Below are 13925 nucleotides of genomic sequence, written 5' to 3'. Positions count from 1 at the left end.
CCTCCCTTAACCCTGCACAGCGGCCGACATGACCGCCTCGTCGATGTCCCTGCCCTCGATGCGGGCGGCCTCGGCGGCCTCCAGCACCCTCTTGTAGTCGGTCGGCATGATCTTGCCGAACCTGGCCAGCGCCTCGTTCCAGTCGGCCAGCAGCTGCTTGGCGACCGGCGAGCCGGTCTCCGCGAAGTGCTTCTCGACCGTCTCCTTGAGGAACTCGGCGTCCTGCTCGGTGAGCGCCTCGATGGCGACCATCCCGCGGTTGACCCGATCGGGATTGAGATCCAGCAGGTACGCGACGCCGCCCGACATGCCGGCCGCGAAGTTGCGCCCTGTCGGGCCGAGCACGACGGCCTTGCCGCCGGTCATGTACTCGCAGCCGTGGTCGCCCACACCCTCGACGACCGCCGTGGCGCCGGAGTTGCGCACACAGAACCGCTCGCCCACGACGCCGCGGATGAACACCTCGCCGGACGTGGCGCCGTACAGGGCGACGTTTCCGGAGATGATGTGGCCGTCGAGCGGGGCCTCCTCGTGCGGCCGGACGGTGATCCGCCCGCCGGACAGGCCCTTGCCCAGGTAGTCGTTGGCGTCGCCGGCCAGCCGCAGCGTGATCCCGCGCGGCATGAACGCGCCGAACGAGTTGCCCGCGGAGCCGGTGAAGGAGATGTCGATCGTGTTGTCGGGCAGGCCCTTGCCGCCGTGGCGCTTGGTGACCTGGTAGCCGAGCATGGTGCCGACCGTGCGGTTCACGTTGCGGATGGGCAGCTCCAGCGTGACCGGGACGCCGTCCTTGATGGCGCCCTCGGCGAGCTGGATGAGCGTGTTGTCCAGCGCGTGCTGGAGCCCGTGGTCCTGCTCGACGAGCTTGCGCAGCGTGGTGCCCGCGGGCAGCTCGGGCCGGTGCAGGATCGGCGACAGGTCGAGGCCGCTGGCCTTCCAGTGGTTCTCGGCCGCCGTCATGTCGAGCATCTCGACGTGCCCGATGGCCTCGTCGAGCGAGCGGAAGCCCAGCTCGGCCAGGTATTCGCGGATCTCCTCCGCGATGAACTCGAAGAAGTTGACCACGAACTCGGGCTTGCCGCTGAAGCGCTTGCGCAGCTCGGGGTTCTGCGTGGCCACGCCCACCGGGCAGGTGTCGAGGTGGCAGACCCGCATCATCACGCAGCCGGAGACGACCAGCGGAGCGGTGGCGAAGCCGTACTCCTCGGCGCCCAGCAGCGCGGCGATGACCACGTCACGGCCGGTCTTGAGCTGGCCGTCCACCTGGACGACGATGCGGTCGCGCAGGTCGTTCAGCAGGAGCGTCTGCTGGGTCTCGGCCAGGCCGAGCTCCCAGGGGGCGCCCGCGTGCTTGAGGCTCGTCAGCGGGGACGCGCCGGTGCCGCCGTCGTGCCCGGAGATGAGCACCACGTCGGCGTGCGCCTTCGACACGCCCGCGGCGACCGTGCCGACCCCGACCTCGGCGACCAGCTTCACGTGGACCCTGGCCTCCGGGTTGGAGTTCTTCAGGTCGTGGATGAGCTGGGCCAGGTCCTCGATCGAGTAGATGTCGTGGTGCGGCGGCGGCGAGATGAGGCCGACGCCTGGCGTGGAGTGCCGGGTCTTGGCGATCCACGGGTAGACCTTGTGGCCGGGCAGCTGGCCGCCCTCGCCCGGCTTGGCGCCCTGAGCCATCTTGATCTGCAGGTCGGAGGCGTTGACCAGGTATTCGGAGGTGACGCCGAACCGGCCGGAGGCGACCTGCTTGATCGCCGACCTGCGGGCCGCGTCGTACAGGCGCTCGGGGTCCTCGCCGCCCTCGCCGGTGTTGGACTTGCCGCCGAGCCGGTTCATCGCGATGGCGAGCGTCTCGTGCGCCTCCATCGAGATGGAGCCGTAGGACATCGCGCCCGTGGAGAACCGCTTGACGATCTCCGAGGCGGGCTCGACCTCCTCGATCGGGATCGAGGCGCCCTCGCGCAGCTTGAACAGGCCGCGCAGGGTCATCAGCCGCTCCGCCTGGGAGTCCACGAGGTTCGTGTACTCCTTGAAGATCTCGTAGCGGCGGGTCCTGGTGGCGTGCTGCAGCTTGAAGACGGTCTCGGGGTTGAACAGGTGCGGCTCGCCCTCGCGCCGCCACTGGTACTCGCCGCCGATCCGCAGCCCGCGGTGGGCGTTCTCCGCACGCGGGTAGGCGTGGCGGTGGCGCTGCGCGACCTCGCCGGCCAGCACGTCGAAGCCGACGCCGCCCAGGCGGGAGGTGGTGCCGGTGAAGCAGGAGTCGATGACCTCCTGGCTCAGGCCGAGCGCCTCGAAGATCTGCGCGCCGGTGTAGGAGGCCACCGTGGACACGCCCATCTTGGACATGACCTTGATGACGCCCTTGCCGTACGCCTTGATCAGGTTGCGCACCGCCTTGCGCTTGTCGATCGGCAGCGCGCCGGAGTCGACCAGGTCCTCGATGGTCTCGATCGCCAGGTACGGGTTGATCGCGCCCGCGCCGTAGCCGATCAGCAGCGCCATGTGATGGCACTCGCGGGCCTCGCCGGTCTCGATGACCAGGCCGATCTTGGTGCGGGTCTTCTCCTGGATCAGGTGGTGGTGCACCGCGCCGGTCAGCACCAGCGACGGGATCGGCGCCAGCGTGTCGGAGGAGCCGCGGTCGGACAGCACGATGATGCGCGCGCCGTCGGCGATCGCCGTGGACGCCTCGGCCCTGATCTCCTCCAGGCGCCGCAACATCTCCTCACCGCCGCCGGCGACCTCGTACAGGCCGCTGATGACGTACGGGTGGAAGCCGGGCAGGTCGTGCTCGTCGTTGATGTGGATGATCTTGGCGATCTCGTCGTTGTCGATCACCGGGTACGGCAGCACGAGCTGGCGGCAGGAGCTCGGCCCCGGGTCCAGCAGGTTGCCCTCGGGCCCGATGGTGCTGGCCAGGGAGGTGACCAGCTCTTCACGGATGGCGTCCAGCGGCGGGTTCGTGACCTGCGCGAACAGCTGCGTGAAGTAGTCGAACAGCAGCCGCGGCTTCTCGCTCAGCACGGCGACCGGCGTGTCGGTGCCCATGGAGCCGATCGGCTCGGCACCGCTCTTCGCCATCGGCGACAGGATGATCCGCAGCTCTTCCTCGGTGTAGCCGAAGGTCTGCTGCCGCTTGACGAGCGCCTCGTGGGTGGGGATCTCGCGCTGGCGCGCGCGCAGTTCCTCGAAGCGGACGAGCCCGGCGTGCAGCCAGTCGGCGTACGGGAGCTCGGCGGCGAGCTCGGCCTTGATCTCGTCGTCCTCGATGATCTTGCCGCGCGCGGTGTCGATGAGGAACATGCGGCCCGGCTGCAGGCGGCCCTTGCGTACGACGTCCTCGGGCTTGAAGTCGAGCACGCCGGCCTCGGAGGCCAGCACGACCAGGCCGTCGGCGGTCACCCAGAAGCGGCCGGGACGCAGGCCGTTGCGGTCGAGCACGGCGCCGGCGAGGGTGCCGTCGGTGAACGTGATCGAGGCCGGGCCGTCCCAGGCCTCCATCATCGTGGAGTGGAACTCGTAGAACGCCCGCCGCGCCGGGTCCATCTCGGTGTGGTTCTCCCACGCCTCGGGGATCATCATCAGCACGGCGTGCGGGAGGCTGCGGCCGCCGATGTGCAGGAGCTCCAGGGCCTCGTCGAAGCTGGCGGTGTCGCTGCCATCCGGGTCACAGATGGGGAAAAGTCGCGAAATATCGCCAGGAATGTGGGCGGACTTCAGCATCGCTTCGCGAGCGCGCATCCAGTTGCGGTTGCCCTTGACCGTGTTGATCTCGCCGTTGTGTGCGATGTAACGGTAGGGGTGCGCCAGCGGCCAGCTCGGGAAGGTGTTGGTGGAGAAACGCGAGTGGACCAGCGCGATCGCGCTCTCGTAACGCTCGTCACTCAGGTCGGGGAAGAACGGCTCGACCTGGTCGGGCGTCAGCATGCCCTTGTAGACGATCGTCCGGGCGGACAGCGAGGGGAAGTAGACGTCGGCCTCGTGCTCGGCCCGCTTGCGCAGGCAGAACGCGAGGCGGTCGAGCTCCAGGCCCTCGTGCCCGGCCTGGCCGGCGACGAAGAGCTGGGCGAAGTGCGGCATGACGGCCCGGGCGCTCGGCCCCGGCAGGTCCCGGTCGACCGGCAGTTCGCGCCAGCCGAGCACGGTCAGGCCCTCTTCGGCCGCGATCTCCTCGATCAGGCGCGTGGCGACGCTCCTGGCCTCGGCGTCGAACGGCAGGAAGGCGATGCCGGTGGCGTACGCACCGGCGCCGGGCAGCGTGAACGGCACGCTCGCCCGGTAGAACCCATCAGGGATCTGCGTCAGGATCCCGGCTCCGTCGCCAGTGTCCGGCTCGCTACCCTTGGCCCCCCGATGATCAAGATTGCACAGCGCCGTCAGCGCCTTGACCACGATCCCATGATCACGGCGTCCCGCGACGTCGGCGACCATGGCGACACCGCAGGCATCGTGCTCATTGGCGGGGTGGTAAAGGCCCTGGGGCTCGGGGAACCCGAGGTGGGCAGCAGGCATTGAATCCCTCCCGTCGTCATCGTCTGTCTAGAACTGCTCTACAGGCGGGGACGACGTTGGCCCTGCTGCATATCGTGGGTAGAGATTACCCCACCCTGCCGGAATGGTGCCCGCCGCGTCCGTATTGCGAACATTCGCCTTCATCCCAACATCCGAACTCGCTATCCCAAACCCCGGCTCTGGGGCCCAAAATTCCCGATCCTGACCGTGGAATGCGTCACGGGGAGCGAGTACCCGCAGCCCCGATAGGGTTCACCCATGGAACGCGACGGGGTCGAACGGCTGCTCACCGAGGCGGGGGCCGACAGCAGGCGGTTGCGGCACGCCCTGACCCTGCTGTGCGACGGGCAGTGGCAGACGCTACCCGATGTGGTCAGGCAGACCGCCACGTCCCGGCGCACCGTCGAGGCCCTGCTGCGCGAGCTCCCGCTGGAGCACGACGGCGACCGGCTGCGGGTCCCGCTCGCCGACACGCCCGCCTACCAGGATCTCCTCTCGCTGGCCCCGCCGCCCGAGGACCCGGTGGCCCACCTGCTGCCCCACTACGCGCCCGAACTGGAGCGGCTGACGGCCCTCATCGCCGGGGCGCCGCGCGCCCGCCACGTGCTCGACCACGTTTCGGCCACGCCCGACACCGTGCTGCGGCGGGCCCTGCTGCTCGGGGCCCGGTTCTGGCTGCCCGGCGCGCGCCTGCTGTGCGTGGGCGACCACGACCTGACCTCGCTGGCCGTCAAACTCATCCACCCTGAGACCGACGTCACGGTGGTCGACGTCGACGAGCGCATCCTGGCCTACATCGACGCCCAGGGGCTCGACGTCCGCACCCGCTGGGCCGACCTGCGTCTCGGCCTGCCCGCCTCGGCGAGGGAGCACGACCTGGCGCTCACCGACCCGCCGTACACACCGGAGGGCACGAGCCTGTTCGTGGCGCGCGCCGTGGAGGGGCTGCGGGAGGAGGGGCGGGTGGTGCTGGCGTACGGGGTGAGCGAGCGCACACCCATGCTGGCACTCAAGGTCCAGCAGGAACTCGCGAACCTCAACCTCACCTACGAAGCCATCTACCCCGACTTCAACCGATATTTCGGGGCAGAAGCCATCGGCTCCGCCGCCGACCTGTACGTCCTGCGCCCCACCACCAAGACCCGCCCGGCCGTGCAGTCCCGCCTGAGCCGCCAGGCCACCGCCATCTACACCCAGGGCCCGCAGTCCATCGAGAGCGCCGGCGGCGCGCCCTCGGTCCCCGCCGGGGCCGCGTCGGGCTACGACCTGCTGGTGGGCGAGTGGCCCAAGGACCTCCCGCAGCCCCGGGTCCGGCTCTCGACCTGGCTCGCCAAGCCGTACGCCGCCACCCCGTCCCGCGTCGCCATCGCCCTGCCCTCCGGCCTGGAGTCCGCCCTCCCCCGTCTCCTCCTGGCCGCCCGCGCCGCCCACGTCCGCGTCCTCGGCTCCGCCCTCCCGCCGCTCCCCTCGCCGCTGTCGGCCGTCTACGAGGTGAGCGAGGCCGGCGAGGGCATCCTGGACGCCGTACGCCGCCCGCAACCGGCCAGCGAGGCCGACTCCGTCCTGCGCAGGATCCTGGACAACGGGCACGCCAAGCTGGCGAACACGTGGCGCGAGGCCCTCATCGCGGTGGCTCGCGACCAGGGCACGACCCTGACGAAGAACGAGGCCCGCGCCCTCATCCGCGACTCGGCCCCCTGGTCGGACGACCTGACCGTCCTGGAGACCCCACTCCACCGCCTGTCATCCCTCCCAGAGGCCGTCACCACAACGGTCTCAGCCTTGACCACGACCACCTGACCCCACCTGCCAGCCGATTACCCCGCACGGCGGCCGGTGCCGGGACAGCGATCGACACCAGGAGAGAACTTCGCGCCAGGCAACGGCCACGCCAGGTAACGATCACGCGAGGCCACCGCCGCGCCAGGTGGCGATCACGTCAAGCAACAGTCATGTCAGGCGATGACTGCGCCAGGCGACACCCCGTCCCAGGCGACGGCCGTGCCGCGTGAGAGTCAGCGTCAGGTGAGGTCAACGCCAGGTGAGGGCTTGCGTTTCGTTGCAGCAGCCGTCAGGTGACAGCGGGCGTCGGGATGCCAGCAGGCGTCAGGTGGCAGCGATGATGCGGGCCTGAACCACCCGTCCCAGGCCGTCCAGTGCGACGAGGGCGGTGACCAGGTCCTGCGCGGACGCCCGCCCACCGGCCCAGCTCACCGTCACGTAATGCCCCATCGCCCGAGCCTGCGCGCGGCTGCCGGCGGCGTCGAACTCGGCCTCCTGCCGTACGAAGGCGTCCTTGCGCAGCGCCGCCACCAGCGAGTCGGCCGCCCGCCCGTCCCGCAGATTGAAGATGACGAACTGCCCCGCCACGGCACCGCCCTTGTACGTGGCCCGAAGCGCCTGCGTACAACCCTCGGCCGTGGCACCCCAGAGCACCTCGGCGCAGTCGCTGAACTCGCTCGTGGCCTCCAGCCGCATGGTGCCCAACGTCTTGGCAGCAGGAGTGAAGACCTCCTGAAGAGTCAACGGAGCGGCGTCGCTGTCGCGGGTGTCAATAGCCGAGTAGAAGGCCGAGGTGGACTCGGAACGAAAGCTGGCCGGCCGAGCATCATCCCCCCGCAACCACAACCACCCCGCCACAGCCACGATCACCACACCGGCCAGCACCGCAGGAACGACGACACGGCGAGACATCAGCACCCCGCCCTCACCCCGCCCGCAACCGCAGCACCCACCACGCCTCCCCCACCGCCAAACGGAACACCCGCAGAACCCGCCTTATATCCACCATCGCTGCGCACTACATCCCGCAGCATCCACCACATGTCCCACACCCCCAGGCACTGCGCCCGCAGCACCCGCCACGCCTCCCCCACCGCCAGACACAACCCCCACGGCATCTGGCGCCGCACCCCTACCAGCGACGCCCGCGTAAACGGCATCGGACATCACCCGCCCGCTCCTGACCGAACCGGGCACCGCACCGCCACACCAACCGCGCCCGACGTCGCACCGCCAGGACCCACGACCACGCCAACCGCAGCCGGAGTCGCACCGCCAGGACCCACGACCACGCCAACCGCAGCCGGCGTTGGTCTCCCGCACCCCGCCACCACGCCAACCGCAGCCGGAGTCGCTCCCCCGCACCCCACGGCCACACCAACCGCAGCCGGAGTCGCACCGCCAGGACCCACGACTCGACCAACCGCCTTCGGCGTTGCTCTCCCGCACCCCACCACCACGCCAACGGCAGCCGGAGTCGCCCCCAGAGGCGCAAGGAAATCGCTGAGCATCAGGAGGGCGTCCCCGTGATCGAGACGACCCGACGGTAGACGGCCTTCTCCGCGCCGCGCAGTGCCAGGGTGAGCGAGACGAAGTCGTCCTTGGCGGTGGGTTCGGTGCCGTCCGTCCTCCCGAGCCACACCAGCCCGACATAATGCCCGAGCGCGTACCCACCCGCCTCCGAGTACCCGCCGCCGGGGAAGGAGGCCTTGGAGGAGGTCAGGGGGGTTGCCCATCCGCCCCGGTAAAGCGTCTTCAATGTCTCGACCAGTTGACCGGCCGACTGTCCGTCTTTGAGGTTGAGTAGCGTGTACTGGCCGACATAGCGGCCGTCGGAGCTGGCGTACAGGCCACGGGCGGCCTGGGTGCATCCGGCGTCCGACACCAGTTGGAGGAGGTTCTCACCCCACAAGGCCTGGGAGCAGTTGGCGTCGAGCTGCTTGGCGACGAGCTTGAGCTTGAGCTTCTTGGAGACGGCGAGTTCGCTCTGACCGAACACCTCCTTCTCGGTCAGCGCCTTCCCGTCCTTGGACCTCTCGGTGAGGGGGTCGAACAGCTTGGGGGAGTTCCAGCCGTGGAACACCTGAGGCAGGACCGCGTCAGGACCGATCACGGCGGCGCTCGCCTGCCGTTCGGGCGAGTACGTACCGATCGAACCCACCGCCACCACCAGCGCCACCACGGCCACCACCGCACCGGCGACGGTAGCGATGATCACCATCATCCGCTGCTGTTCCGGCCGGAACCCCCAATCGGTGAGCACCGGGAACTGCCAGTCCGACCTTGGGGTACGGCGCCGCTTACGAGAGCCGCCCCCCTCATCGTCATCATCCAGCCCGTCACCGCCACTGGCCAACGACCCGCCGACGTCAATCGCACCCGTCGACCGAGCGCTGCCATCCGCCTTCCGCCCACGCCGTCGGCCGACGTCACCGCCGCCGGCCTCCCACCCACCAGCCTCCGAGTCCGCAGCCGTCCGCCGCCCAGCACCCGCAGCCTGTCGGCCATCCCCATCACTTGAAGCCCCTCGGCGCCCACCCTCAACACCCGAAGCCTGCCGCCGGCCACCTTCAGCGCCCGATGCCTCTCGACGGCCGCCCTCAACACCAGATGCCTCAGGATGGCCGCCCTCAACACCCGATGCCTTTCGGCGGCCGCCCTCACCACGTGAAGCCCGCCGCCGACCAACGTCACCGCCTGCCTCTTGCCAATGACCAGCATCGGCACCGGCTACCGGCCAACCACCGCCATCAGTACCGGCAGCCTGCCTGAGGCCAGCGTCAGCGCCGGCTGCCGGCCAACCACCGCCATCCGTTCCGCCCGCCTGCCTGTGGCCGGGATCCGCACCTGCTGTCGGCCAGCCGCCACCATCCGTGCCCGCGGCTCGTCGCCGACCAGCGTCAGCAGTCGAAGCTTGCCGTCGGCCGGCGTCAGTGCCCGTCTCTTGCCAGTGACCGGCATCAGCGCCCGCCACCGACCAGCCACCGTCCTCGGTTCCCGCCATGGACCAGCCACCGCCGCCGGTGCCCGAATGGCGTCCTCCGTCTTCACCGGCCGACCGTCCACCGCCACCGGCCGGCCACCCACCACCAGCATCCGACTGCCAGCCACCGCCGGTATCCGACTGCCAGCCGCCATCGGTGCCCGACTGGCGGAAACCTCCGGTATCTGACAGCCGCCCGCCATCGATGCCCGGCAGCCTCTCACCATCAGCACCCGGCAGCCGCCCGCCGCCGGTATCCGACAGCCGCCCGCCATCAGTGCCCGGCAGCCGCCCGCCATCAGCACCCGACAGTCGCCCGCCATCAGTGCCCGGCAGCGGCCCGCCGTCATCTGGCCTCGCTGCCCGCCAGTCACCGCTGACCGCAGGATCCGTGGATCGTCCAGTGTCGCGCGAGCGAGCCGCCCGCCGGCCGCCACGAGTGCCTCCGGACCGCCCGGTCCCCTCGGCGTCGGCCCCAGGATCGCCGGGCTCGTCCCAGAAACCGCCATCGGTGCCCGCACTGTGCTCCTGAGCACCGGCTGCCAGCCATCCGCCACCGTCTGTGCTCGCCTCGGACCGGCCACGTCCGCCGGCAGACCTGCCGCGATCGCCCCGGCCCCAGCGCCGACCTCGGCCCCGACCCCGGCCGTCGCCGTCCGCCGCGGACCGGCCCTGGCCACCTCCATGCTCACCAGTACCGTCGGCCCCTGCGGAATGCCAACCCCGGCCGTCGCCGCCCACACCAGAGCGGCCGTGACCGCCAGGGAACTCGCCACCACCGTCGGTCCCGGCGGAACGCCGGGCCCGGCCTTCGTCGCCCGCCGCAGAGCGACCGCGACCACCAGCAGGCTCAGCACCATCCGCCCGAGCCGACCGCCGCCCCCGGCCTCCGCCCCCACCGTGCACCATGGGTCCGTCACCAGACGCGGACCTGCCACCAGCATCCGTATCAGCGGCCCGCCGGCCACCACCATCCGCACCTGCGGCCCGCCGGCCACCACCATCGGAGCCAGCAGCCGACCAACCGCCACCGTCCGTACCGGCAGCCGACCAACCGCCGGTACCCGTGCTGGTAGCCCTCCGAGCGCCATCATCCGTGCTGGCAGCCCTCCGACCGCCACCGTCCGAACCAGCCGCCCGGCGACCGCCTCCGTCCGTACCAGCAGCCCGGCGACCATCACCGTCCGTACCAGCAGCCCGGCGGCCTTCGCCGTCGGCCGGCCAGGCGCCATCCGCACCGGTGGCCGGCCAGCCGCCACCGTTGGTGCCCGGGGTGGGCCGGCTGCCGCGGCCGCTGCCGTCAGGGTTTCCGCCCGACCGTCCGCCGTTGGGGCCGGACGAGGCTCGTCGGCGGGCCATCACAGCCCCGCCGCCCCGATCAGGTTCCCGACGGCGAAGGTGACCGCGGCGGCCACCGCCCCCACCAGGAGCTGGCGTAGCCCGGAATACCACCAGCTACGTGCCGTCACGGCCGAGACGAGGGCCCCGGCCACGAACAGCGCCACGCAGGACACGCCCGCCGACAGCGCCAGGCCGCGGGCCCCGAACAGGTAGGGCACCAGCGGCAGCGCCGCCCCCACCGCGAACGACAGGAACGAGGAGACCGCGGCCACCATAGGTGACGGCAGGTCGCCGGGGGCGACTCCGAGTTCGTTACGTGAGTGGACCTCCAGCGCCCGGTCCGGGTTCTGGGAGATCTGCCTGGCCACCTCGGCGGCCAGGTCGGGGGTCACGCCCTTGTCCACGAACGTCTGCGCCAGCTCCTCCTGCTCGTCGGCCGGGTGGCTGGCCAGCTCGCGTCGTTCGACCGCGATCTCGGCCTGGGCCAGCTCACGCTGGCTGGCGACCGAGACGTATTCGCCGCCCGCCATGGACAGGGCCCCGGCGGCCAGCCCGGCGACGCCGCCGAGTGCGACGACCTTCGTGTTGGCGGTGCCGCCCGCGACTCCCGCGATGAGCGCGAAGTTCGACACCAGGCCGTCCATGGCTCCGAACACCGATGGTCGCAACCATCCCCCGGTGACGTCGCGATGTTGGTGGTGGGCCTCCGCGCGACCGCTCATCGAGAGTTCTTCTCCTTCGTGACGGGTTCAGGGTCGGAAGGGTCGGTCCGGTCGCCCTCCTCCGTGGCCTCCGGGGCCTCCTCGGCGGAGTCCCGCGCCTTCTCCGCGGCCTTCGGGGCCTCCTCGGCGGAGTCTCCCGGGTCTGCGGCGCCCTGAGGATCGCCCGGGTCCGCGGCGTCCTGAGGATCGCCCGGGTCCGTGGCAGCCTGAGAGTCGCCCGAGTCCGTGGCGGCCTCACGATCGTCCGAGTCCGTGGCCTTGGGGTCGTCGGCCCGCTGCTCCTCGGCCTCAGGCTTCTCGACCTCCACGCCGTCCCCGTCCGTCCCAGGCGGCTCCTTCGCGATCTCAGACGCGCCAGACGCCTCGGACACCTCAGACGTCTCAGTGGACTCCCCGGTGTCGGGGTCCGCCTGGCCGGAGGAGTGTTCCGGGTCGACCGCCTCCGCCCCGGGCTCGCCGTCCGACGGCGGCACGACGATCTCCTCGCCCGTCTTGTTCCTGGTCGCCCAGAAGTACACCAGCGCGCCGATGAACAGCACGATCGAGGTCCACTGGTTGATCCGCAGTGAGAAGAACGTCACCGCGTGGTCCACGCCGCCGACCGGGTCGATGCGCAGACCCTCGATCCAGAAGCGGCCGAGCGTGTAGCCGGCGACGTAGAGGGCGAACAGCCGCCCGTGGTGGAGCGCGAAGCGGCGGCCGGCGAAGATGAGCACGAAGCCGAGCGCCACGTCCCACAGCGACTCGTACAGGAACGTCGGGTGGTAGAGGACGCCGGGCTCCCCGCCGTGGTCGGCGTCGATCTCCAGGCCCCACGGCAGCGTGGTGGGCGAGCCGTAGAGCTCCTGGTTGAACCAGTTGCCCCAGCGGCCGATGGCCTGCGCGAAGGCGATGCCGGGCGCGACCGTGTCGGCGACGGCGCTCATGGACAGGCCGCGCTTGCGCACCGACCACCAGACGCCGACGGCGCCGAGGGCGACCGCGCCCCAGATGCCGAGCCCGCCCTCCCAGATGAACAGGGCCTGGTAGGGCTCCTTGATCGCGCGGCTGCCGAAGTAGGTCTGCCAGTCGGTGATGACGTGGTAGAGGCGGCCGCCGATCAAACCGAAGATCACCGCGGGGACCGCGATGTCGATGATCGTCCCCTGCTGGCCGCCGCGAGCGCGCCAGCGCCGCTCGCTCAGCCAGACGGCGACGATGACACCGAGCACGATGCATAGCGCATAAGCCCGGATCGGGATGATTCCGAGATACCAGACCCCTTGGGAAGGGCTGGGAATCGAGGCAAGGGGCATGTCAGGTGAGGGTAGCGGAAGCGCGGCTACTTGGCGGCCCCCGTAATCTCATCGCGCAGTTGCGACGGGCTGAACAGTACCTGATTGTCTATTTCTGTGCCGTTCAATTTCACTGTCGGCGTGTGATCGAGCTTCTGCTCAGCGCTGACCTTCTTGCTGTACGCGAGCTGCGCGTCCGCGTTCTTGTTCGAGGCGACGCACTGGTCGAAGTCCGGCGCGGTGACCCCGGCGTCCTTGCCCCACTGCTTGAGCTGATCGGGCTTGAAACCCTCCTCGGTCTCGGAGGGCTGGTTCTGGTAGAGCAGGTCGTGGAAGGCCATCCACTGCTTGCCGTCGGCGATGCACCGGGCCGCGCTGCCCGCGCGCACGGAGTTGGACTTCGTGGGCTCCTGCGAGAAGATCGTGATCGGGTGGTAGACGACCTTGGCCTTGCCCTCGGCGGCGAGGTTCTTGAAGGTCTGGCTGCTGACGCGTTCCAGCTCCTTGCAGGCCGGGCACTGGAAGTCCTCGTAGATGTCCACGACGGGCTTGGCGACGCCGGTCTGGGCCATCACGACGCTGCCGTCGGGCTGGACGTTGATCGGCGCGAGGGCCGCGGAGGCCTCCTCGGAGCGCGAGGAGCTGGCGGCGTACCACCAGCCGGCCCCGACGGCGGCCGCCGCGACGACGCCCGCGGTCACGTACGTCACCAGCCGCCTGCGCTTCTCGCGGGCACGCGCCTCGGCCTGCTGCACCTTGATCTTCTCCCGCGCCGACTGCGACTGCGTCTTCGTCCGCTCGCTCTTGCTCATCGCTCGTCCTCCCCCTCATCACGTGTGTCGCCCCCGAGACCGAGGGCCCCGTCGAGTGCGAAGCGGCCCGGCGGGAAGCGCGCGGCCCAGGCGCCGAGCAGCACCAGGCCGAAGTCGCGCAGGATGTCGAGCAGGTAGGTCGGTTCCTGGCCCACCCCCAACTGCCCGCCGCCGCCGAAACAACCGCAGTCGATCCGCAGGCCGTGCGTCCACGCCCAGGCGATGCCGAACACGAACGCGAACATGAGCAGCCCGGCGATCACCGATGCCACTCTGGTCAGCAGACCGACGACCAGCAGCACGCCGACCACGATCTCCAGGATCGGCAGGGCGTATCCCACCGCGACGGCGATCGACTCGGGCAGCAACTGGTAAGCCTTGACCGCCACGACGGAGTCGGCCGGGTTGCCGATCTTCAGCGCGCCCGCCGCGATCAGCACCCCGCCCAGGACGAGCCGGGCGACGGTCGTCACCCAGGGTATCGCCGATCTCGCCTTAG

At 70.5% G+C, this 13925-nt stretch carries 9 protein-coding genes; 1 reads left to right on the top strand and 8 read right to left on the bottom strand.

Annotation, left to right across the window (positions count from 1 at the left end; all coding sequences use genetic code 11):
* Window positions 1-6 precede the first annotated feature (6 nt).
* Window positions 7-4512: a glutamate synthase large subunit gene (gltB, locus tag ACFPZ3_RS44170; RefSeq protein ID WP_379520368.1), complete on the bottom strand. Its 4506-nt coding sequence runs from the start codon at window positions 4510-4512 to the stop codon at window positions 7-9.
* Window positions 4513-4770: 258 nt separating this feature from the next.
* On the opposite strand from gltB, the gene ACFPZ3_RS44165 reads away from it, so the two are divergent.
* Window positions 4771-6312 (top strand): bis-aminopropyl spermidine synthase family protein, encoded by a 1542-nt coding sequence (locus ACFPZ3_RS44165; protein ID WP_379520367.1) that lies wholly within the window; start codon window positions 4771-4773, stop codon window positions 6310-6312.
* Window positions 6313-6618: 306 nt separating this feature from the next.
* Here the strand turns inward: ACFPZ3_RS44165 and ACFPZ3_RS44160 are convergent, their stop codons facing one another.
* From ACFPZ3_RS44160 to ACFPZ3_RS44130, 7 genes are all read right to left on the bottom strand, one after another.
* Window positions 6619-7206, bottom strand: a complete 588-nt coding sequence (locus ACFPZ3_RS44160; protein ID WP_379520366.1) for a hypothetical protein — start codon at window positions 7204-7206, stop codon at window positions 6619-6621.
* Window positions 7207-7804: 598 nt separating this feature from the next.
* Entirely contained in the window at window positions 7805-8557 is a 753-nt protein-coding gene (locus ACFPZ3_RS44155; protein WP_379520365.1) for a hypothetical protein, read from the bottom strand.
* A gap of 467 nt (window positions 8558-9024) precedes the next feature.
* The gene (locus ACFPZ3_RS44150) at window positions 9025-10515 is read right to left on the bottom strand and encodes a hypothetical protein (RefSeq protein WP_379520364.1); all 1491 of its coding nucleotides are present in this window, start codon (window positions 10513-10515) and stop codon (window positions 9025-9027) included.
* A gap of 120 nt (window positions 10516-10635) precedes the next feature.
* Window positions 10636-11340, bottom strand: a complete 705-nt coding sequence (locus tag ACFPZ3_RS44145) for a VIT1/CCC1 transporter family protein (RefSeq protein WP_379520363.1) — start codon at window positions 11338-11340, stop codon at window positions 10636-10638.
* A complete protein-coding gene (lgt, locus tag ACFPZ3_RS44140; RefSeq protein WP_379520362.1) occupies window positions 11337-12635 on the bottom strand; it encodes a prolipoprotein diacylglyceryl transferase in 1299 nt (432 codons plus the stop codon). The genes ACFPZ3_RS44145 and lgt overlap by 4 nt, the downstream gene beginning before the upstream one ends.
* Before the next feature lie 26 nt (window positions 12636-12661).
* Window positions 12662-13426: a DsbA family protein gene (locus ACFPZ3_RS44135; protein WP_379520361.1), complete on the bottom strand. Its 765-nt coding sequence runs from the start codon at window positions 13424-13426 to the stop codon at window positions 12662-12664.
* A complete protein-coding gene (locus tag ACFPZ3_RS44130) occupies window positions 13423-13899 on the bottom strand; it encodes a MauE/DoxX family redox-associated membrane protein (RefSeq protein ID WP_379520360.1) in 477 nt (158 codons plus the stop codon). The genes ACFPZ3_RS44135 and ACFPZ3_RS44130 overlap by 4 nt, the downstream gene beginning before the upstream one ends.
* Window positions 13900-13925 lie beyond the last annotated feature (26 nt).

It is taken from the genome of Nonomuraea insulae, from assembly GCF_042656245.1.
Note: the sequence above shows the minus strand (reverse complement) of the source record. Positions and strands in the feature narration are given on the sequence as shown.